The organism is Paraburkholderia sp. Ac-20340 (genome assembly GCF_017104965.1).
Lineage (GTDB): Bacteria > Pseudomonadota > Gammaproteobacteria > Burkholderiales > Burkholderiaceae > Paraburkholderia.
Genome location: NZ_JAAGPR010000022.1, coordinates 84,181 through 106,393 on the forward strand (window position 1 = coordinate 84,181; position 22,213 = coordinate 106,393).

Here is a 22,213-nt window from a genome sequence, read left to right on the forward strand (position 1 = left end):
CCTTACATGCGGAACACGCCAAAGCGCGTGTCTTCGATCGGCGCATTCATCGTCGCCGACAAACCCAGGCCGAGCACATCGCGCGTTTGCGCAGGATCGATCACGCCGTCGTCCCACAAGCGCGCGCTCGCATAATACGGATGACCCTGAACCTCGTATTGATCGCGAATCGGCTGCTTGAACGCCTCTTCTTCTTCGGCGCTCCACGTGCCGCCTTTCGCTTCGATACCATCGCGGCGCACCGTGGCCAGCACCGAAGCAGCCTGCTCGCCGCCCATCACCGAAATGCGCGCGTTGGGCCACATCCACAGGAAACGCGGCGAATACGCCCGTCCGCACATGCCGTAATTGCCCGCGCCAAACGAGCCGCCGATGATCACCGTGAACTTCGGCACTTTTGCCGTCGCCACCGCCGTCACCATCTTCGCGCCATTGCGTGCAATACCTTCGTTTTCGTACTTGCGGCCCACCATAAATCCCGTGATGTTCTGCAGGAACACCAGCGGAATTTTTCGTTGCGCGCACAACTCAATGAAATGCGCGCCCTTGAGCGCCGATTCGGAAAACAGAATGCCGTTATTCGCGACGATGCCAACCGGGTGTCCCCAGATATGCGCAAAGCCCGTCACAAGCGTGGTGCCATAGCGCGCCTTGAATTCATCGAAAGCGGAATCGTCGACGATACGCGCGATGACTTCGCGCACATCGAAAGGCTTGCGTGTATCGACGGGAATCACGCCGTACAGGCTTTTCGCGTCATGGCGCGGCGGCAGCGGTTCACGCAGCGCAACGGGCGGCACCTTGGTGCGATTCAGATTGCCGACGATCGAGCGCGCAATCGCCAGCGCGTGCGCGTCGTTCTGCGCGAGATGATCGGCCACGCCGGAAAGGCGCGTATGCACGTCGCCGCCACCGAGATCTTCGGCGCTCACTTCTTCGCCAGTCGCGGCCTTCACGAGCGGCGGACCGCCGAGAAAAATCGTGCCCTGGTTCTTCACGATGATCGATTCATCGCTCATTGCGGGCACATAGGCGCCGCCCGCCGTGCACGAACCCATCACCACGGCGATCTGCGGAATGCCTTGCGCGGAGAGATTCGCCTGGTTGTAGAAGATGCGGCCGAAGTGATCGCGATCGGGAAACACATCGTCCTGATTCGGCAGATTCGCGCCGCCCGAATCGACGAGATACACGCAGGGCAAGCGGTTTTCCTGCGCGATTTCCTGCGCGCGCACGTGCTTTTTGACGGTCACGGGATAATACGTGCCGCCCTTCACGGTGGCGTCGTTACAGACGATCACGCATTCCTGGCCGGCAATGCGTCCAATGCCGGTGATGACGCCCGCGCCAGGCGCATCGTCGTTATACATGCCGTAGGCGGCAAGCTGCGAAAGCTCCAGAAACGGCGTGCCCGGATCGAGCAGTTGCGCGATGCGATCGCGCGGCAGCAGCTTGCCCCGCGAAACGTGCTTGTCGCGCGCCGCCGCGCCGCCGCCCAGCGAAAGCTTCTGGATCTTCTCACGCAGGTCGGCGACCAGCGCTTCGAGCGCGGCAGCGTTGGCCTTGAAATCGTCAGAGCGGGGATTGAGCTTCGTTTCGATGATCGGCATATCGTTGTTCTCGCAACGTTTCTCTCAGGCTCTCAGGCGGTTTCCGCGAACAGTTCGCGGCCAATCAGCATGCGGCGGATCTCGCTGGTGCCCGCGCCGATTTCGTAGAGCTTCGCGTCACGCCAGAGACGTCCCACGGGATACTCGTTGATATAGCCGTTGCCGCCCAGGATCTGGATCGCTTCGCCCGCCATCCACGTGGCTTTTTCGGCGGTGTAGAGAATCACGCCCGCGCAGTCCTTGCGCACCTGACGCACATGACCCGCGCCCAGCGTGTCGAGCTGGCGACCGACCGCGTAGAGATACGCGCGGCAGGCCTGGAACGTGGTGTAGAGATCGGCCATCTTGCCCTGAATCAGCTGGAATTCGCCGATGGCCTGACCGAACTGTTTGCGCTCGTGAATGTACGGCACGACCGCATCCATCACGGCGGCCATGATGCCGGTGGGACCGCCCGCGAGCACCGCGCGCTCGTAGTCGAGGCCGCTCATCAGCACCTTCACGCCGCCATTGAGTTGGCCCAGGATGTTTTCCTCCGGCACTTCCACGTCCTGAAACACGAGTTCGCCCGTGTGCGAGCCACGCATGCCGAGCTTGTCGAGTTTCTGCGCCACGGAGAAACCCTTCATGCCCTTTTCGACGATGAAAGCCGTCATGCCCTTCGGGCCCGCTTCGAGATCGGTCTTGGCGTACACGACCAGCGTGTCGCAATCCGGGCCATTGGTGATCCACATCTTCGTGCCGTTGAGCACGTATTTGTCGCCTTTTTTATCGGCACGCAGCTTCATGCTGACGACGTCCGAGCCCGCATTCGGCTCGCTCATCGCGAGTGCGCCCACGTGTTCGCCGGAGACCAGTTTGGGCAGATATTTGCGCTTTTGCGCCTCGGTGCCGTTGCGGTGGATCTGGTTCACGCACAGATTCGAATGCGCGCCGTACGAGAGCCCGACCGAAGCCGATGCGCGTGAGATTTCCTCCATCGCGACCATGTGCGCGGTGTAGCCCATGTTGGCGCCGCCGTACTCTTCGGAAACCGTCATGCCGAGCACGCCCAGATCGCCGAATTTACGCCAGAGGTCCATCGGGAACTGGTCGGTGCGATCGATCTCGCCCGCGCGCGGGGCGATCTCTTTCGACGCAAAGTTCGCGATGCTGTCACGCAGCATTTCGACTTCTTCGCCAAGCGGGAACTGCAAACCGGGTACGTTGCTCATTCTGTTGTCTCCTTGATCGGCATGGGCGCGGGCCTGCAGGTCGTGACTGCCCGTGGCTTCCCTTAGGGGACACATTTCACGCCACATTTACGTTAACGTCAATAGGTATTTCTGAGCGTCACTCAGATTTTCGGATCAATCGATCGATCCTCATGTAAAAACGCCTTTCGGCGAGAGAAACATGGTGCATAATCGGCACAAATTCGCCATTAAGTGACCCTTACTCAGAATGCCTGCCGCTCCCAAAACCGCCCTGCCCGCCTCGCGCCGCGAACCCGCCGGACGCAAGTCCCAGCAGCGCGTGAAGGAAATTCTCGAAGCGGGACGCGAGGTGTTTTCCGAAAAAGGCTACACACGCGCGACAACGGCCGAAATCGCACAACGGCTCGGCGTTTCCGAAGCCACGGTGTTCAGCTACTTTCGCGGCAAGCGCGAGTTGTGCGCGCGCGTGATCGGCGACTGGTATGACGAATCGATCGAGGCCATCGAATCGGGCCTGCCGCGCGACGGCACGGTACGTCAGCAATTCGCCTTTATCGTGCGCATGCATTTGCAGTTGATGCTGGAAAGCGGCACGGGCATCTGCGAGCTGGTGCTATCGGAAGGCCGCACGCGCCATCACGATCTGAGCGAAGCGCTCATGGAAATGCAGCGGCGCTATACCGCGCCGCTCATGCGCGTGCTCGCACGCGGCCAGGAATGCGGACAGATTCGCAACGACATGCCGCTGCGTCTGCTGCGCTCGCTCGTGTTCGGCCCGATGGAACATGTGCTGTGGGACGCGACGCTCGCCAACCGCCGCACGGATATCGACGCTACAGCAGAACAACTCGCCGATGTGCTCTGGAGCGCGCTGCAACCGCCCAATCTGGAACTGGCCGCACTCGCGCAATTCAGCCAGGACGTCGGCGAAGCCATGCAACGCCTCTCGCGCGAACGCACGCCGCGCAAGGCAGGGGCGCAACACGCGCACGACTGAGCCTGCACCGGTGATTTCGCGCTAAGCTGGCAGGCGTTCTCCTTTACGCGCAGGACGTCATGCACAGCACGCTTACGGCTTCGCTCGCTTCGCACTTCGCTTCGATTGCGCTTTCGCATCTCACGCGCGAATATCCGAACCGGCTCACGCATTCGCTTGCCGGGCCCCGCGATGTGCAAAGTCCACGCGCGCTGCATCCGGTGTTTTACGGCAGCTACGACTGGCATTCGTGCGTGCATGGTTACTGGCTCGTCGCGCATCTGCTGGCGCGCTATCCCGATCTGCCCGAAGCGCCGCACATCGTCGCCGTAATCGACGAGCATTTCACCGAAGAGAAGATGGCTGGCGAGCGCGCCTATCTCGACATTCCCCACAATCGCGGCTTCGAGCGGCCTTATGGATGGGCGTGGCTGCTGGCGCTCGCCACGCAACTGCACGCGGCGACTTCGCCGCAAGCCGAGCGCTGGTCGCACGCACTCGCGCCGCTGACCGAGGCATTTGCCGAGCGTTTCGAAGCATTCCTGCCGATGGCGACGTACCCGCTGCGCGTGGGCACGCATTTCAATACCGCGTTCGCGCTCACGCTTGCGCTGGATTTCGCGAGGAAAACATCGCGCTATTCGTTGGCGACGCTGATTGAAAGCACCGCACGCCGCTGGCACGAAGGCGATGCAGCTTGCCAGGCATGGGAGCCTTCGGGCGACGAATTTCTCTCGCCCGCGCTGATGGAAGCGGTCCTGATGAGCCGCGTGATGGAAGCCGATGAATTCGCCGCGTGGTTCACACGCTTTCTGCCCGAGCTTGCCGCGCGCGAGCCCGCAACGCTGTTCCTACCCGCAACGGTCACGGACCGCAGCGACGGCAAGATCGCGCATCTGGACGGCTTGAATCTGAGCCGCGCGTGGTGCCAGCGCACGCTTGCAAACGCACTGCCGGAAAACGATGCGCGCGCAACGATATTGCGCGCGGCCGCCCAGACGCACCTTGACGCTGCGCTACCGCACGTAGCAGGGGATTACATGGGCGAGCACTGGCTGGCGACGTTCGCCGTGCTCGCCCTGGAAGCTTGAAGCGCGCCCACGTCAGGCAACCGACGCCTCCATCGCCACCCGTTCGCACAGCGAGACGGGATCGAGCAGCATCAGCGTGCCCTGGCCCGGCAACTCGACCGCCTCGCGCATATCGCTGCGCACGTTCACGCCCGCACCGCGCGTGAGCATCGCGGGCATCGCCAGTTGCGCGCCGCCCTTGAGCGTAATGATGTCCTCGACCGTATCGACCAGCAGGCCGTACTTCTCGCCGTGATGCTCGACGATCAGGATCTTCGCGCGCGCCATATCCTCGTACGGCGGCATGGCGTACATCGCCCGCACGTCGATCACCGTCACAATCACGCCGCGCAGATTCAGCACGCCGCGCACGAACGCCGGCAAACCCGGCGTCTTGACGATGTCGTCGCGATAGTCGATCACCTCGCGCAACTCGGTAATGCGCACGCCGATCAACTGGCCGATGCGGAATGTCACAATCGTCTGCCGCGTGCCATTGCCACGCTTCTGCGCCGCAGTGGCCGCTTCGGTGGCTTTGCGATAGAGATCGCGATGGCCCGCCGCGACCGCTGCGATACGCGCGTTCGCATAGAGCGCGTCGGCGCTGACCAGCAGCACGCCCGCCACGCCATCGGCGGCCAGATAACCGGAGAATAGCGAGCGATGCGCGGCGCCATATGAAGGCATCGGCAAAAGCTGATCTTCGCGATACGCAACGATGCTTGCCACTTCATCGACCAGTAGTCCGAAGTAAAGCTCGTCGCGATGCAGCACGACTATGCGGCGATCATCGGTCATGACTTCGTCATCGCTTGCACGCGCAAAGCCTAGAAAACGACCAAAATCCAGCACCGGCACCGTTGCCCCGCGCAGATTGAGCATGCCGATACAGACATCGTCAGCGAACGGCGAATGCTGCAAGGCCGGTACGCGGATGATTTCCTGGATCGCGTCCATCGGCAACGCCAGCGCCGTGCCGCCCACCTTGAACGAGACATTCTGCTTGCGCTGGCCCTGCTGCGCGCGCCGCTGCGTTGTGCGCGCAACCGGTTCGGCCAGATGCGGCACATCGCGCAACTGCAACAGCGCAGCGGCGGAAAGCACCTGCAGAATGCGCTCGCCGCCGTTGAGCTTGAGCACCGCGCCAATCGCCGATGGCGCGCTGCCTTCGACGGTTTCGATCGAAATCACCTGATCCTTCGGTACGCGCAGGATCTCGCCCGTGGCATCGAATTGCAGACCCACGCGCGCATTGGCGGTTTCGACGATCGCGATCTTGCGCACGCCCGTCGCGCCTTCGGCCGGCAGATTCAGCAACTGGCGCAGATCGACGACTGGAATCAGCGTGCCGCGCAGGTTAAACAGGCCGAGCAGATACGGCGGCGCGAGCGGCACGGGCGTCAGCGTGCCAGGATGATTGACCACTTCCTGGAGCGCGGTGACGGGCAGCGCCAGTTCCGTCCCGGCCAGATAAAACGACCCGTATAGCTCGAGCTGGCCACCACCGGCCAGCGCACGTTGGTTCATCGTGAAGCTCCGTATGATTGAGCGTTGCGCTTTGAACTGGACACATCAACGATGCACGTCAAGGCCGCACTCAGGCCGGGCGCGAAAAACGGCGCACGGCGTAATGCGGCTGTTCGCAGTCGATGGTGAGTTGCCGGCCGCACTCGCCGCCCACATCCATGTGGACGACGCGCATGCCTGCATCGGCCAGCACCTGCTGCGCCATACGTACGTTGAGATCGCCGATCGGCTCATGCAGCGTGGTGCGATGCTGCATCATGTTGGCCCCGCCCGCGAGCACGGCTTCGATTTCGCCATCCGGCGCGGTCTCGGCACCCATCATCGAGATCAGCGCGGGCAGTGCATCGATCACGTATTTCGCACCGTTGCCGAGTTGCGCACCGGGCACGGCGTAACGCGTATGACCGACCGGCTGCGGCAGCAGGCAATGCGCGAGGCCATAGGTGCCGCGCGCGCGCCACAGCAAGCCGATACCCACGCACGAGCCCAGCGTCGCTCGCAAGATTCTGGCGTCGCTGCCGCTGCTCACCGCGATCTCGCACATCTTCACTTGCACGTCACGCGTGCTCATGGCTGTGCTCCTCACGGCTCTGGCCGTTGCGATAAATAAGCGGCTGCTCGAAGGTAAAGCCCGTCGCCACCCGGCTCAGCGATTCGGATTCACCGACGATCAGAATCGCATCGGGCCTCATTGCGCGGCGCACGTTCGACAGCACCGCCTGCTGCCCGTCGAGATCGAAATAGATCAGCACGTTGCGCAACAGCACGAGATCGAACGGGCCCAGATCGCGCGGCACCGAATAGAGATTGTGCTGACGAAACGACACATGCGTGCGCAGCGCGTCGTTCACCGTGGCCTGCGCGCCTTCGTTGCGAAACCACTTCTGCGCGAGCGCCGGATGGTTCTGGCGCAGACCGTCGATACTGCGGCCCTGATAGCTGCCTGCGCGTGCGCTCGCCAGAATGCCGTCCGAAATATCCGTGCCGACGATGGCGTAGCGAAACGCCGGTTCGCTGGCGCGATACTCTTCGCACAACATGGCCGTGGTCCACGCTTCCTCGCCGCTCGACGCCGCCGCCGACCACACACGCAGCGGCGTGCCCGCGTGCGTTGCCTGCCATTGAGGCAGGAAGGTCTGCGCAAGATATTCCCAGATGCGCGGCGTGCGGAAGAACGACGTTTCGTTCGTCGTCACGAGGTCGATGAAATCGCGCACTTCCTCGGCGCTCGTGTCGAGCACCTGCAGATAGTCGCGATAGTCCGGCAAGCCAAGCGCCATCACACGGCGGCGCAAGCGCCCCTTGAGCATGGTCCACTTGCGCTCGTTCATCGCAATGCCGGTGTGACGGCGCACCTGTTCGATCAGTGCGCGCTGCACCGATGCTTCGACATCCTTATCGATATCCACAGTTCAGCTCCCTGCGCTTCAAACCACGAAGCGCGCCACCGTCTTGTCGAGACCTTCGGCGCCGCCCCGCAGGGAAGCTGCCGCACGGGCAATCGTGTCGCAGGCGCCTGCGGACTTCTCGGTCTCCTCGGCGACCTGCTGGATCGCAGCGGCGACTTCGCGCGCGGCGATCAACTGCTCGTCCGCGCCGCAGGAGATTTCGGAGATTGCCTGGGTGGTGCGGCTCACGCCGCTCAGGATGCGCTCGAACGCTTCGCCAGCCTGCTTGGAGATTTCGCTGCCTTGCGCGACGCGTTTGACCGACTCGTTGATGAGCTTGGAGATTTCCTTGGTGGCCTGCGAGGAACGTTCGGCCAGTTTGCGCACTTCGTCGGCCACGACGGAGAACCCGAGACCGTGTTCGCCCGCACGCGCCGCTTCAATCGCGGCATTGAACGCGAGCAGATTGGTCTGACTGGCGATCTCGCCAATCACCTTGATAATCTCGCCGATATCTTCCGACGAGCGGTTGATCAGTTCCATCGACTCGATCGAGCGCGTGACGGCTTTCGAGCCGCGCTCGGCTTCGACTTGCGTGTCTTTGGCAAGCTGGTCGGCGCCGCGCGAATTATCGGCGATCGAATTGATCGAGGCGGTCAGTTCTTCGATCGAGGCGTTCATTTCCTCGACGGTCGCGCCGAGCAACTGCGCGCCGCCCGCCACCGTATCGGCACGCGCGGCGATGTCCTGCGACGAATCCTTGAACGTGCCCGCCGATTCCACCACCTTGCCGATCACGCTCGCGAGGTCGCTCATCATGCTCTTGATACCGGCGGCAAGCTGGTCGATGGGGTCGTCGCCCTGCACCGCGACTTCGCCGCTCAGATCGCCCGATGCCGCCTTGCGCACGACGTCTAGCAGCTTCTCGACCTTGCGTTGATCTTCTTCGGCGCGGCGCTTCACGCTTTCTTCGAGTTCGACCTGCGCCGTGACGTCATTGGCGAACTTCACGACCTTGTAGAGCCGGCCGTTCATATCGAAGATCGGGTTATAGGTCGCCTGAATCCACACCACGCGCCCGCCCTTGCCGATGCGCTTGTAGCGGCCTGCATCGTATTCGCCGCGATTGAGCTTGGCCCAGAAGTCGTGGTAGTCGAGGCTGGCCGTGTAGCTCTCTTCGCAGAACATGCGGTGATGCTTGCCCTGGATTTCATCGAGCCGGTAGCCGAGCGTGTTGAGGAAATTCTGGTTCGCGTCCAGCACGATGCCGTTGGTGTCGAATTCGATCACCGCCTGCGCCTTGTCGATGGCGCGCAGACGCCCTTCGAATTCGGCGTTCTGACGCTTCGCTTCGGTGATGTCGGTGGCGAACTTGATGACCTTGTAGGCGCGGCCGCTCTTGTCGAGCACCGGGTTGTACGAGGCATTGATCCAGATTTCGCGGCCGTCGTGGGCGACGCGCCGGTATTCGCCGCGATCGAATTCGCCACGGCCGAGACGTTCCCAGAACGCGCGATACGCTTCGCTACGCGCATATTCAGGATCACAGAACATTCGATGGTGCTTGCCACGCACTTCATCGAGCGTGTAGCCGAGCGTCTTCAGAAAGTTGTCGTTGGCATGCAGGATGATGCCTTGCAGATCGAACTCGATTACGGCCTGCACCCGGTTCAGTGCCGCGCTCACCGCGCTCAGCTCGACCAGTTCGAGCTCACGGTCTGGCGTCGAATGTTCCATCGTTTCCCTCGTCGTTGTGTGTCGCGGCTATTGAGCTTTCCAGGCGCAATTCCGCGTAGCGCGTGCAATGGACCGCACGCGTTCTCTCAGTGGCTTTTTGTAATGTGTTTAATACTATCCGCCCTATTTATTGAAAGGCAGATCGAATAATCGAATTACATGTGGAACGAGTATTCCGCCAGCTAAACCGGCTTTCCCTACTTTCGCTATATCGGCCGCCGTGATGCAGCGCTTGACCAGGGGTTTTTACCTAGGCAAACGTTTCCCGCGTGATATTTTCAGATATAAATGTGGAGCGATTTTTATTTGCTTTCAGAAACTTCCCGAAATTAGCACGCGATGAAAATATAGGGACGCAAAATCGCTCATGCCGCAATTATTTTTATGTTGCTGTTGAAATAAGTGCACTGTAGTTTCAATAAAAAACGCGCGCCGTTTTGAGTGGCGCGCGTCGCTGGAACAACGGGATTTATGTCGCGGCGATGAAAATCAGGGTGCGATCCACGCGACGTAAGGTAGCGCGGCTTCCCCCGCATCGATGCCGTAATAGACACGCTTGCCATAGAAGAACGGCATGCCCAGATCGACGGTCTGCGCGAGATACGCGCCCAGGTTGTTGAAGGCGAAGTTATTGGTGCCGAACAACGCATCCGCGTTGGCAATCGCAACGTCGACCGTGACGCTCTCGCCGCGTGCGTCGGTGAGCGACGCCGTGCGCTTGAGCGTCGCGGGCGGCGCATAGAACAAGAAGCTGTTCTGAGTGATCGCCGCATCGTCGAACATCAGCGTGTTCGTGCCCGAATCGACAAAGGCCTGCACGGCATTGTCGCCACTCATGCTGCCCTTGAAATTGCCCCAGCCGTCCGTCGCCAGAACGGTCGTACCGGTGCCCGCCAAACGGTTGTTGCTCTGCGTACCGATGCCGAACGTCACCGTGCCGCTCGCGACAGGCGCACCGTTCGCATCCACGGCCGGCATATCGACGATCAAACCGTTGTTATCGACCGGGAAAAGCGCCACGGGGTTCGCGACCTGGTTGGCCAGCGGCATCGAAATCGGTCTGGGTCGTGCGCCGTCGGCATAGTAGTAGCCCGGCACTGGCGTGGTGCCCGCGCAAGCGGCGCCGCAGTCGTAACGCGCGACGCCCACGCCCAGAATGCCGTTCGCGCCCAGCATGTCCGGGCCAGGGAGCGCGGTGTTGTAGACGCAGGATTGCGGAGCGGCAGCGCTGACCGCCGTATCGCCGATGACCTGGATCGGCACGGAAGCGGCGACCTCGGCGGACATTTTTACGTCAGCGGTGCGCAAGCCGCCCCATGTGTAACCCGAGCCGAAGTTCGCGCACGCGGCGACGTTCCTCCCGGTTACGGGGTCGGTCTGCACGGGCAATGCGGCGAGCGTTGCATCAGGAATCACCGATGCAAACAGGCGCAGACCGAACGAGCCGGTGTCGAGCAGAACGTGGTCGATCGTCGCGCAATTCGTCTTGCCGCCGCTGCCGGGCTGGCAAATCGTCACGCTGACCAGCGGGAAGTTGCGCACGACGGTGACCGGCGAAACCAGCACGGGAATCGTGTTGCCGATATCGGCCGGCGTGCCGCCGCCCGAGGTGTCTGAACCCGACGGCGTCGTACCGGAGCCCGCATCGGTCGAACCGTTCGTGCCGCCGCTGCTATCGCCGCCGTTCGTCGTGGGCGTAGGCGGTGCCACCGAGTCCGAGCCACTTGCGCCCGAATTGCCCGACGAGCCGCCGGACGTGCCCTGATTCGATGCGTTGTTCGTGCCGGAACTAGACTTGCCGCCCGTAGCCGGGACATTGGCAACCGCCGGACTTCCGTCGCTGCCGCCCCCGCCGCCGCATGCTCCCAGCAGCACGCTCGCGCCCAGTGCGCAGGCCATGATGATCTTGTGCATTGCGCGCTCCTTTACTGAATCTGGCTGGCGTCGAAGCCTTGCGGCAACGCCAGCGGCAACCAGGCGCGCCCGGTCAGCGCGCCCATATGTCCGCCCGTTTCGACGACCAGATCGCCGTTGCGCATCGCAACCGGTCCATAGCCGCCGCCGCGCGAAGCCTGCACGGCCGCGAGCCCTTTCTGCCACGCCGGGAAATAGCCGCCCAGCAGCACGTCCATCGAGCCGATGCGCGGACCGCGCCACGACACCGCGAACACATTGCCGCGCGCGTCGAGATATTCGTGAATCACCGTTCCACTTTCCTGCGTCGCCGTGGTGACGGTGTAGGGTGCGGCGTTGTTCGCTGCCGCCATGAGGCGTGTGCCGGGCGTGCGCGGTGCATCCGGCCAACTGGGCGCGCCGCCCAATGCTGCCCAGACCGGCAAGGCGGAAAATCCTAGTACCGCCGCCGCACCCGCTATCAGAATCCCCTTCATGTTGTAGTCCTTAGTAATTTTCGGGAAATTGATGAGATCGATATGCGCTTCCTGTGAAGCGTCGGGCGAGTCTAAGCGGCGTCAGCGAACGTCACGCGCGTGTTAATTCGAAATGACATTTTGAATTTCTGGAGGCGGCATGCGGCCGCGCACGCGACATCCTGAAAGCCTTTTGAAATAAGACGCGATGATGAGGTAACGCGCAAAGGAGGGAGCCGCCAGCCATCGTTAAGGCCGCAAAACAGAGAAAAGCTGACCGGCTGCTCTTGCACCGCTAGAAAACAACCAGATTCGGAGTCGTCGTAGAGACAGCACGATGTCTAAATATTACAAGACAGCGCCGATGCGACATGACTTTGCACCGCATCCTGACGCGCGAAGCCGCCAGATCGCACCACGAAGCCGCAGCTTGCGCGCCGTTCAGCACGTTACTGACACACTGGCGGGAAACCTACCCTTTCCGCTGTAACAACTCGAAAAAACAGCGCAACTCGCGTAATTGCCTTGAGCCCTACGATGACTTAGCGTTTGATGATGTAGGGGCACAACCGTGCGGGACATCGTCCCGTCAGCAGGACTGCCCGAACCATCCGTTCTGGAGAACGTTGTGAGAAGGTCGAAATTGATATTGGGCGCCGCCGTGGCAGCCATCGCCTGCGCAAGCGGCGCGGCGCATGCAGCGCGGGTTGGCGTCTTCATCGGCGGCGGCATGCCGTATTACTACCCGGTCGCGCCCGCGCCTTACTACTGGGGCCCGCCGCCGCCCGTGATCGTCGCGCCGCCGCCCGAAGCGCCGGATTACGTCGAGCAGGGCCAGCCGCAAGCGGCCGCCGGCAACTACGCGCAAGGCCCGGCCGATGCCGCTGGCAGCAGCGAAAACGGCGACACCTGGTACTACTGCGACGCCTCCAAAACCTATTACCCGTACGTCAAGCAGTGCTCGTCGGGCTGGCGCGCGGTGCCGGCCGAACCGGCGCCTTCGAACTGATTCGAAGCTGATTGACGCTCATTTGACGAACTCGTTTCACGATATAGAGCCGCACATGAAACCGACTTACTTCGCGCTGCTCGCCGCAGCGGGCCTGCTGAGCGCTTGCGCCGTGGTGCCCTCGGGACCGAGCGTGATGGCCTTGCCGGGCACCGGCAAGACCTTCGACCAGTTCCGCAACGACGATTACAACTGCCGCCAGTTCGCCTTCCAGCAAACGGGCGGCGTGAGCACCAACCAGGCGGCAACCAACTCCGCAGTCGGCAGCGCCGTGGTCGGCACGGCGCTGGGCGCGGCGGCGGGCGCGGCGTTCGGCGGCGGCCAGGGAGCGGCCGTCGGCGCGGGCGCGGGCCTGCTGGCCGGCAGCGCCATCGGCATGGGTAACGCGCAGGGCTCGGCGTATGACGTGCAGCGCCGTTACGACTACGCGTATCTGCAATGCATGTACGCGAACGGCAACCGCATTCCGGTCGCGGGTCGCATGCAGACGTCACAGCCTTATCAGAGCGCGCCGCAGCAGCAGCGTTATCTGCCGCCGCCTCCGCCGGGATCGGCACCGCCGCCGCCCGCCGGTTCGTACTAAGCGCAATACTGCGCGCACGTAGCAAGACAAAAGGCCTGAACGCTACACGGCGTTCAGGCCTTTTTCATCGATTCACTATTGATCGATGGCGACGCGCGCCGCTTCATTTGCCCATCGATACCTTCATCGACGTTTCGGCATCCGAATAAAATCCCGGCACCGTGCTGCTCCAGCCGGCGGGGCTCGCTGCATGCGCCAGTTGCGTCCAGCTGACCTGCTGCATCGCGCCCGTTTCCGTGTCGATCAGCGTCACTTGCGGCGGCTTCGCGCCCGCCTTGAGTTTGCCGTCCGCCGTGACCTTCTCTTCCAGCAGCGGCTGCAGCACGGGCGCCATCGACTTCAGCAGTTGCACCGATAGCGCGCTCGTGAACGTATAACGCGCCGCATACGGCTCGTGCACCCACGCGGTCAGCGTGCCGTAAAAGCGGTCGCCGATCACGAACACGAAGGTCGCGCTGCGATTCACCTTGCGCGATTCGATCAGGCGCGCGCCCGGCGCGTAGACGTTGAAGCGCTGGTCGCCCGTCCCCGTCTTGCCGTAGACGGGCAGCATCTTGCCGTCGGGCATCGGCATGCCGTCGGCGAGACGTTTGGCCGTGCCGCCCTCCACCACCGAACTCAACAACTCGCGCGTCACCTTGGCGATCTGCGGCGAGATCAGCGGTTGCGGCGGCGTGGCCGTATGCACGAAGCGCGTTTCGTACGGCGTGCCGCGCGCGAAGTCGAGCGATTCGAAGCTATGCGTCGGCAGCTTGGCGCCATCGTTGGAAACGAGGCCGATCAGATAGGCCAGCGCAGCGGGACGATCGCCCGAAGCGCCAATCGCCGCGCCGTACGACGGCGTGATGTTGTCGAACGGATAGCCCAGCGCGCGCCACGATTTGCCGATTGCGGCATACGCCTGCAATTCGACCATCCGGCGGATGCGACGGTCCTGAGTCGCGTGATAGCGCGTCTTGAAGAGCCACTTGTAAGTGTAGAGGCGGACATCGCGGCTTTGCTGCTGAACCTGCGCGAGCGTCGCATCCGGGTGCGTGTGCTGATAGTTGAGCAGCCACAGTTCGAGCGGATGAATACCCGAGATATAACCGCGATCGTTGAGGTTGAATTTGTCGATCGCGTACTTGTCGTAGTACTTCGCCAGATCGGCGTCGTCGAGCCACTGGAATTTGGTGTTCTTCAACTGCGCGCGCATCTGCGCATTGAACCAGTCGGGCTTGCCGTCCGGGTTCACGCTGCGCAGCACGGTCGCGATGCGCGCCGGACCCTTGCGCGTATGTTGCAGCAACAGGGCGAGCGCTTCGTCGCTGGTCTTGCCTTGATAGCGCGTATAGAAGCGCTTCATATAGACCTGGCTTTCGCCATCGACGAACTGCGTGAGATAACGGTTGCGCACCACCGGATCTTCGAGCCACGTCGAAGGCGGCCCGGAAGTCTGGATCATCTCGTAGTGAACGATGTCGCGCATCAGGCGCACGAACACGAGATTCACCGAATGCTGGAACGCGCGCTGCAGCGTGAGAATCTGGCCGTTGTCGCTCGACTCGAAATTGTTGAAGCTTTGCGCGCCGCCGCCCGTATAGAACGTTTCGCCGGGGTTCGCGGAATACTTGCGCTGCACCGCTTCTTCGAGCATCGCATCGATCGAACGATCCTGCGTCTTCGACAGATAATCGATGGCCCAGCGCGTGAGCGCATCGCTCGGATCGACTTGCGGCAGCATCGCGCGCAGCGTTTTCGCATCTTCGTTCGCGTACTTGTCGTGCAGCGCGGTCACGATCTGCAGATACGTGATGATGGTGCGCAGCTTCGCCGTCGAACCCAGATTCAGGCGCGCGCCCGAATTGATGTCGAAGGGCTGGTTCACGCTGTCGGTCTGCACGCGCACGAGATTTTCGCCGTTATGGCGCTCGAACAGCGTGAAGCTATAGGCGATCTTCGAGGGATCGTCGGAAGGACGCAGCATCTCGAAGCCCACCAGGCCCGCTTCGCGCGCGCCGTCTTTGGTGGCGGCATCGGCGAGACGCTGGCTCACGGCCTGCTGCACGGAATCGTCGAGCGTGGCGGTGGCGCTCAGGTCGAGACGATCGAGATCGTAGAGCGTATTCAGACCGAGCGCCTGCATCAACTGCGTGCGCAGCGTGAGCACCGCCTTGCGGTCCACGTACGAAACGGCAGGACGCGGCGCGGGCTTCGAGCGATCGAGCGAAAGCTGCGTGGCGAGCGCGGCGTCGCGCAACGCGGGCGAGATCACGCCGCCGGAGGCCAGCAGGCGCAGATAACTGTCGGTCAGTTTGGCGAGCGCGTCGTTATTCTTTTGCAGGAAATACGAAGGCGCGCGTTGCGCGATCAGCAGCGAAAGCACCTGGCGGAACGCCAGCGCCTGTTCGTCGAGCGTCGAACTCGACACCGGCGCGCGCAGAATGCGGTTCACATCGCGGAAGTCGCGCCCGTACCAGGCCGCGAGACCGTCGCCAATCCCGCTGACTTCGCCAATCCCCGCCTTCGCCGAAAGCGGCACGGAATTCAGGTAGTGCACCAGAATCTGCTGGCGCGCGGGCAGGGTCTGCGGACCGTCCAGATACGCGCGCACGGAAGCCGATGCGATCTGCCGCAGCTTCTCCGGCGGCGTAGCGGTGCGTCCACCAGCCGAATGGCGGAACTTCTCGATCTGCGTGGCCAGCGTGCTGCCGCCGGGTGTTTGCTGATGACGGTTGAACACGCGCACGCCCTGATCGACGAGCGCGCGGCTAAAACGTCCCCAGTCGATGGCCGGATTGCGGTTCGGTTGATCGGCGGCAAGCAGATACTTATCTTCGATAAACAGCAGCGAGTCGCGCACGAGCGGCGGCACGGCTTCGAAGTTCTCGTAGGCGCGCTGCGGGTAACGCGTATGAAACAGCGTGGAGCCGCTGGAGTCGCGCAGCACGATGCCGGCCTGATCCTTTTCCTCGTAGGGAAGGAAAAGGCCATCGTCGGCCAGCTGGATCATGCGTTCTGATTCACGGGCCTGAGCAGCGACTGTGAAGCCGCGTTGCGCGAGCCGGTCGGTGAACGACGGCATCTGCGCATAACCCAGGCGCACGTCGTAAGGACCGCTGGTGGTAGGAAAGCGTACGTTGTGACTCGGCCCGTTTTCGACTGTGAAGCCGATATCGCGGGTGAGTTCGGAGAGATAACGCGCCTGTAACCGTGAGGTGTCGATCTCGATCTGGACGATGCGCGCCAATATGACGATGGCGGCCAGAAACGCGACGACGAAGCCCCATTTAATCCACCGCCAGATCGAACCGGCACCGGTGGCGCGAACAGGAAAACGGACCGACGGGCGGCTCATGGTTATTCTCCCTGACGTCGCGTCAGATCGCGGAGTACACCTCTGAAAGATAGTCTATCTTGCCTGGATCATTCTTGTGTGCGCTCGTGAAGCGCCTTCAGCGCAACAGTCGCATGCCCGCAACACCCGTGCCCGCCATATTCATCACGCATCCGCCATGCGCCTGTCCTGCGCCGCCAGGCCGCTTTTATCGCCTCGCCAACGTGCGCGAACCCACGCGGCACGCAACGTGCTGCCGATATAATCTTCGGTCCCTCCGGGCCGCCAATGGGTTCATGAGGGTTCATGACCCGAGGCCCAAACGGTCCACATTGGGCCCACGCATCAGGAGCAATATGAAGAAGCTTGTCGTGCCCCTCGCCTTTTCGCTCACGCTCGGCGCCTGCGCCTGGTTCCAGAGCAACCCGGATTCCGGTCAGCCCGTTATCGATTCCACGACCAACCGTTCGGTTCGCGACGTGATCTCGTGCCTGACGGTGGAAGCCACGCGGCACAACTCGAGCTTCGGCACCACCTCGCTGCCGCAGGGCGAAATGCTCGACTTCGGCGACTCGAATGTCATCAAGGTGCGTGCGGATAACGGCACGACCACTTACCGCTTCTATGCCGGCAAGCGTCACGCCGCGAACCTGTGGATCGAAGGCGCGAGCAAGACCTGCGCACCCTGATTCACGCCCGCGTTTGCCTTTCGTTTTTCTTCTGTAATCAAGACTTTGCGCCATGCGGATCACGCGTTGGCGCAAGCGCACTTACATCGGCTTACGTGACGTAACGCCATGTAGTACGACGACACATTTTCGCGGCCGCGTTTTAAGAATCGTTTAAGTCTTCGTCCGCATCATCGCGTCACCCATAAAGAAACGCAGCAGGAGGTGCCCGTGTACTGGACAGGTTCGAAGCAATCAGCAGCAAAAGCAGCAAGCAATGAGCAGGGCGCCAAACCGGCTAAACCCGTCAGGAAGACGATGCTGCGCCGCCTGCTGAGCCATCACGAGCTGGCCACACTGCTGGTGCTGTTGCACGCTCCCATCGACGCACACGCGAAGCCGGAAATTTCCTCGCTTCAGGAAGCGGGTCTCGTCGAGCAGGTGCCCGGCGACGTCGCGGCAGGCGCCACGCAGATTCGCCTCACGTCCGAAGGCAATGCAGTCCTGCAAGGGCTCGGCCTCGCACGTTGATGTAGGTCAAAGCACGCGCGGCTCACTCGCGCGCGGCACGAATAGCAAAAGCGGCGGCACGCAAAGGCGTGCCGCCGCTTTTTTGTGGGCGCGTGGTGGACGCGTGGTGGGCGTTTGCCGCGCTCAGGCCGCCGCGCGCTGGAACGGCGCCTCGTCCTGCAGACGCAGCAGACGATAGCCGCTCTTATAAACCGGCTGCAGGCGAAAACCGTTGTGCTCTTCGATGTCGAGCAGCACGCGCAGCCGCGAAACATGGCTGTCGATCGTGCGCGTGAGCGTGTGCAACTCGCGGCCCCAGACCATCGCATAAATATGATCGCGCGACAGCACCCGGCCGACGTTCGAGAAAAACAGCGAAGCGAGCCGATACTGCGTGCCCGACAGTTCCACGGCATTGCCATGCACCGTCACGATCTGGCGGCGCATATCGAAGTGATACGGGCCGGCGTCGAGCATCGGCATGTCGTAGCGTTCGGGAAACGCGCGGCGCAGCAGCGCATTCACGCGCGCGCGCAGCACCGAGGAACAGACCGGCAGGCTGACGTAGTCGTCCGCGCCGACGGAGAACGCGCGCACCACGCTGTCGTCCGAGGCGTCTTCGGAGGCAAACAGCACCGGAATCTGGCTGCCGTTCACGGCGCGCACGGTCTTCAACAGATCGGCGCCCGAGAACCGCGTGCCCTGCCAGTCGAGCACGAGCATGTCGACGGTAGATGCAGCCAGCGCCCTGGCAAGCAGCACGCCGTCGCTGAACGGCATGCACGCGTGGCCCGACTGGGCAAGTGCGCGTTCGATCTGGCCGCGCTGGATGGCGTCGCGCTGGAGAATCGCGATACGCATAAAAACCTCTCTCATGTTCAGACAAAGCGGCTGCAATTTTGTTGAGAAGTGCAAAGGCCGCACATAAGAAGAGTCTGAATTACAGGGACGCGCATCAAATTCCTGCCGATACGTCAGCCTGACGCCGTCACTGCCCGCTCCGGGGCGATGCCGGACGCATCGTTGGCTTACTGTAAAATCGCCGCCTGGCTAGAAGTCGTCGACGCGCGCCCCTCCAGGCCTACCCGGCCCCGCGCGCGCCGTATCCCGTGCCCACCCGCGCCCGCCTTCCGAACGCCGCCGCCCGACGCGCCATCCGCGCGTGAATCGGCGCGCCGCCACTCGACAGCCAGTCGCAAGCGAATCACCAGCACATCGACATCGATAACAACCACCACGGTATTCGGACATTTCGCAAATGCAGGCAACGGATCTGGGCGCTCCCGCGAGCACCCCGGCGCGCGCGCTCACGCGCAGCGACTACAAGACGCTCGGCCTCGCCGCACTCGGCGGCGCGCTCGAGTTCTACGACTTCATCATCTTCGTGTTCTTCGCCCCGGCGATCGGCCAGCTGTTCTTCCCGGCGGCGATTCCCGACTGGCTGCGTCAGTTGCAGACCTTCGGCATCTTCGCCGCGGGTTATCTGGCGCGGCCGCTCGGCGGCATCGTCATGGCGCACTTCGGCGATCTGCTCGGGCGCAAGCGCATGTTCACGCTCTCCGTGCTGCTGATGGCGCTGCCCACGCTCGCGATGGGCTGCCTGCCCACCTACGCGACGATCGGCGCATTCGCACCCGTGCTGTTGCTGACGCTGCGCGTGCTGCAGGGCGCGGCTGTCGGCGGCGAGGTGCCGGGCGCGTGGGTGTTCGTCTCCGAACACGTGCCGCGCCGCCATACCGGCTATGCCTGCGGCACGCTCACGGCGGGCCTGACCTTCGGCATTCTGCTCGGCTCGCTGATCGCCGCAGCGGTCAATCACCATTTCGCGCCGACCGAAATCGCTTCGTATGCATGGCGCATTCCGTTCCTGATTGGTGGTGTTTTTGGCCTGTTTTCGGTGTATTTGCGCCAATGGCTGCACGAAACGCCGGTTTTCGCCGAAATGCAGGCGCGCAAGTCGCTCGCCGATGAAATCCCGCTCAAGGCCGTGCTGCGCGACCATGGCCGCGCCGTCATCGTCTCGATGCTGCTGACGTGGATGCTGTCGGCCGCCATCGTCGTCGTGATTCTGATGACGCCGCCGTTGCTGCAGAAGCAGTTCCACCTCGACGCCACCACCTCGCTGTTGGCCAACTGCGTCGCGACCGTCTTTCTGACCGTGGGCTGTGTCAGCGCGGGCGCGCTCGCCGACCGCTTCGGCGCGCGCCGCGTGCTGTCGATCTGCGGCATTGCGCTGGCGATCTCGTATTACACGCTGTTCCGCCAGGTGGCCGTCGACAGCTCGCTGCTGATGCCGCTTTATGCCATCGCGGGCCTGCTGGTCGGCACCATCGGCGCGGTGCCGTTCGTGCTGGTCAACGCGTTCCCGCCGGTGGTGCGCTTCTCGGGCATCTCGTTTTCCTACAACGTCGCCTACGCGCTGTTCGGCGGCCTCACGCCGATCGTCGTCGCGCTGATGATGAAATCGGCGCCGCTTGCGCCCACGTATTACGTGGCGGCGATCTGCGTGCTCGGCGCGCTGACCACCCTGTTCTTCAAGGACCCGGTTCGCGAAGGCTGAGCCGCGCGGCGGTTTCCGCATCGGCCATAAAGACGGCGCCGGAACATGATCCGGCGCCGTTTTTCTTTGCGGCGAAGGTGGCTTCCACCTTTCGCCTCAGCCTGAAACGTCGCGGCGGCCTGCGTCCTAACATTAGACGCATGAAACCCGCACAGACCACTCCGCCCGCCGCGCCCACGCCGCCCGTTCGCTTTACGCCCGCGCTGATGCGCGTCGTAGGCACCGTCAGCGTGGGCTTTGTCGTGACGCAACTCGACGTCACCATCGTCAACATCGCGCTCGCGCGCATCGCCACCGATCTGCACGCCAACGTCGCCCGGCTTCAATGGATCGTCGATGCCTATACGCTCGCCTTCGCGGTGCTGATGCTGTCGGGCGGCGTGCTCGGCGACCGCTACGGCGCGCGCCGCATGTACGCGGTGGGCCTCGTGGTGTTCGCGCTCGCCTCGCTGGCGTGTGGCCTCGCGGCGAATCCCGCCCTGCTGATCGCCGCACGCGCGCTGCAAGGCGCCGGCGCCGCGGCCATGCTGCCGAACTCGCTCGCGCTGCTCAACGAAGCCTGCCGCCACGAACGCTCGCTGCGCGCCCGCGCCGTTGGCTTCTGGACCGCCGCAGGCGCGATTTCGATCGCCGCCGGGCCGGTTGCCGGAGGTTTGCTGATTGCCGCGTTCGGCTGGCGCAGCATCTTTCTGGTGAATCTGCCGCTGTGTGCGGCGGGACTGGCCGCGACGCTCGCGTGGATTCCCGCCAGACCTCGCCACGCCGATACACCCGCCGCCGTTCCCCAGCGCCCGCGCAGCCTCGACGTGCGCGGCCAGTTGCTCGCCATCGTCGCGCTGACGGCGTTCACGGGGGCGGTGATCGAATGGCGGCCGCTCGGCTTCACGCATTGGGCCATCTGGGGCGGCCTGCTGCTGGCCGTGCTCGCGGGCATGGCCTTCGTCGCGCTCGAAGCGCGCGCAGCCGATCCGATGGTGCCGCTCGCGATGCTGCGCAATCGCACGTTTAGCGCGGCGGTGCTGTTCGGCGTCTGCGTGAACCTGACCTATTACGGCACCGTATTCGTGCTGGCCCTGTTTCTCCAGCACACGCGCGGACAGACGCCGCTGCAGGCCGGGCTCACCTTCATCCCGCTCACGGGCGGCTTTCTGCTCTCGAATATTGCGAGCGGTCACGTGGTTTCGCGTTTCGGCACACGCCTGCCGATGATCGGCGGCGCGCTGGTGGCGGGGCTGGGTTACGCGTTGCTGATTCCCGTCGATGCGGGCACGCCGCTGATCGCGTTGCTCGCAGCCTTTCTGCTGATCCCGAGCGGCATGGGTCTCGCGGTTCCGGCCATGACGACGACCGTGCTCAGTTCGGTCGAACCGGCGCGTGCGGGCACGGCTTCGGCGCTGCTCAACACGGCGCGTCAGGCCGGCGGCGCGGTGGGCGTGGCGGCGTTCGGCGCGCTCACGGGCGGCGGTCTGGCGGGCGAAGTCGCCAACGGCCTGCACGCCGATGCCGCGATTTCCGCCGCCATCCTGTTGCTGGCCGCGTGGCTCGCATGGACCATGCGCGCGGATACCGCGCATCCCGCACATCCCGCGCCGGCATCGGCATCGGCCGGATCGCCGCGCATGAAGGCGTCGCGTTGAGACGATTGCAAACGACACATCAAAACGAAAAGGCCGCGCAAAACGCGGCCTTTTTTA

Annotated in this window: 18 protein-coding genes; 8 read left to right on the plus strand and 10 right to left on the minus strand. The window is 63.2% G+C overall.

From position 1 onward, the window contains the following. Positions 1-2 precede the first annotated feature (2 nt). Positions 3-1,610: a carboxyl transferase domain-containing protein gene (locus G3N59_RS24470; protein WP_205985386.1), complete on the minus strand. Its 1,608-nt coding sequence runs from the start codon at positions 1,608-1,610 to the stop codon at positions 3-5. A 32-nt stretch (positions 1,611-1,642) separates the two neighbouring features. After that, positions 1,643-2,824 (minus strand): isovaleryl-CoA dehydrogenase, encoded by a 1,182-nt coding sequence (locus tag G3N59_RS24475; RefSeq protein ID WP_205985387.1) that lies wholly within the window; start codon positions 2,822-2,824, stop codon positions 1,643-1,645. 229 nt (positions 2,825-3,053) lie between these two features. Between G3N59_RS24475 and G3N59_RS24480 the strand changes: the two genes are divergently transcribed. Both G3N59_RS24480 and G3N59_RS24485 read left to right on the plus strand, forming a co-directional pair. Further along, positions 3,054-3,803 carry a TetR/AcrR family transcriptional regulator gene (locus G3N59_RS24480; protein ID WP_205985388.1) on the plus strand — a complete coding sequence of 250 codons (750 nt, stop codon included), beginning with the start codon at positions 3,054-3,056 and terminating at the stop codon, positions 3,801-3,803. Between the two features lie 59 nt (positions 3,804-3,862). Then, on the plus strand, positions 3,863-4,873 hold the full coding sequence (locus tag G3N59_RS24485) for a DUF2891 domain-containing protein (protein WP_205985389.1): 1,011 nt from the start codon (positions 3,863-3,865) through the stop codon (positions 4,871-4,873). A gap of 12 nt (positions 4,874-4,885) precedes the next feature. Here the strand turns inward: G3N59_RS24485 and G3N59_RS24490 are convergent, their stop codons facing one another. From G3N59_RS24490 to G3N59_RS24515, 6 genes are all read right to left on the minus strand, one after another. Beyond that, entirely contained in the window at positions 4,886-6,379 is a 1,494-nt protein-coding gene (locus G3N59_RS24490) for a chemotaxis protein CheW (protein WP_205985390.1), read from the minus strand. 70 nt (positions 6,380-6,449) lie between these two features. After that, positions 6,450-6,950, minus strand: coding sequence for a chemotaxis protein CheD (locus G3N59_RS24495; protein ID WP_205985391.1), 501 nt, complete (start codon positions 6,948-6,950; stop codon positions 6,450-6,452). Continuing rightward, positions 6,937-7,788: a protein-glutamate O-methyltransferase CheR gene (locus G3N59_RS24500; RefSeq protein ID WP_205985392.1), complete on the minus strand. Its 852-nt coding sequence runs from the start codon at positions 7,786-7,788 to the stop codon at positions 6,937-6,939. The genes G3N59_RS24495 and G3N59_RS24500 overlap by 14 nt, the downstream gene beginning before the upstream one ends. A gap of 18 nt (positions 7,789-7,806) precedes the next feature. Then, complete coding sequence (locus G3N59_RS24505) at positions 7,807-9,504, minus strand: methyl-accepting chemotaxis protein (RefSeq protein ID WP_205985393.1); 1,698 nt, start codon at positions 9,502-9,504, stop codon at positions 7,807-7,809. A 489-nt stretch (positions 9,505-9,993) separates the two neighbouring features. After that, the gene (locus tag G3N59_RS24510; protein ID WP_205985394.1) at positions 9,994-11,418 is read right to left on the minus strand and encodes a DUF3443 family protein; all 1,425 of its coding nucleotides are present in this window, start codon (positions 11,416-11,418) and stop codon (positions 9,994-9,996) included. An 11-nt stretch (positions 11,419-11,429) separates the two neighbouring features. After that, positions 11,430-11,894 carry a DUF2844 domain-containing protein gene (locus G3N59_RS24515; RefSeq protein ID WP_205985395.1) on the minus strand — a complete coding sequence of 155 codons (465 nt, stop codon included), beginning with the start codon at positions 11,892-11,894 and terminating at the stop codon, positions 11,430-11,432. Positions 11,895-12,501: 607 nt separating this feature from the next. Here G3N59_RS24515 and G3N59_RS24520 point away from each other — a divergent pair. After that, positions 12,502-12,882, plus strand: a complete 381-nt coding sequence (locus tag G3N59_RS24520; RefSeq protein WP_205985396.1) for a hypothetical protein — start codon at positions 12,502-12,504, stop codon at positions 12,880-12,882. Positions 12,883-12,937: 55 nt separating this feature from the next. Beyond that, positions 12,938-13,465 (plus strand): YMGG-like glycine zipper-containing protein, encoded by a 528-nt coding sequence (locus G3N59_RS24525; protein ID WP_205985397.1) that lies wholly within the window; start codon positions 12,938-12,940, stop codon positions 13,463-13,465. Positions 13,466-13,568: 103 nt separating this feature from the next. Here G3N59_RS24525 and G3N59_RS24530 read toward each other — a convergent pair whose 3' ends face one another. Continuing rightward, positions 13,569-16,802 (minus strand): transglycosylase domain-containing protein, encoded by a 3,234-nt coding sequence (locus G3N59_RS24530; protein WP_205985398.1) that lies wholly within the window; start codon positions 16,800-16,802, stop codon positions 13,569-13,571. Between the two features lie 335 nt (positions 16,803-17,137). Between G3N59_RS24530 and G3N59_RS24535 the strand changes: the two genes are divergently transcribed. Together G3N59_RS24535 and G3N59_RS24540 are read left to right on the plus strand one after the other, a co-directional pair. Further along, positions 17,138-17,470 (plus strand): hypothetical protein, encoded by a 333-nt coding sequence (locus G3N59_RS24535; protein WP_205985399.1) that lies wholly within the window; start codon positions 17,138-17,140, stop codon positions 17,468-17,470. 297 nt (positions 17,471-17,767) lie between these two features. Continuing rightward, positions 17,768-17,980, plus strand: coding sequence for a hypothetical protein (locus G3N59_RS24540; RefSeq protein ID WP_205985425.1), 213 nt, complete (start codon positions 17,768-17,770; stop codon positions 17,978-17,980). Positions 17,981-18,103: 123 nt separating this feature from the next. On the opposite strand, the gene G3N59_RS24545 is transcribed toward G3N59_RS24540, so the two are convergent. After that, a complete protein-coding gene (locus G3N59_RS24545; RefSeq protein ID WP_205985400.1) occupies positions 18,104-18,820 on the minus strand; it encodes a response regulator transcription factor in 717 nt (238 codons plus the stop codon). 397 nt (positions 18,821-19,217) lie between these two features. Between G3N59_RS24545 and G3N59_RS24550 the strand changes: the two genes are divergently transcribed. After that, positions 19,218-20,519, plus strand: coding sequence for an MFS transporter (locus G3N59_RS24550; protein ID WP_205985401.1), 1,302 nt, complete (start codon positions 19,218-19,220; stop codon positions 20,517-20,519). Positions 20,520-20,659: 140 nt separating this feature from the next. Continuing rightward, entirely contained in the window at positions 20,660-22,156 is a 1,497-nt protein-coding gene (locus G3N59_RS24555) for an MFS transporter (protein ID WP_205985402.1), read from the plus strand. Positions 22,157-22,213 lie beyond the last annotated feature (57 nt).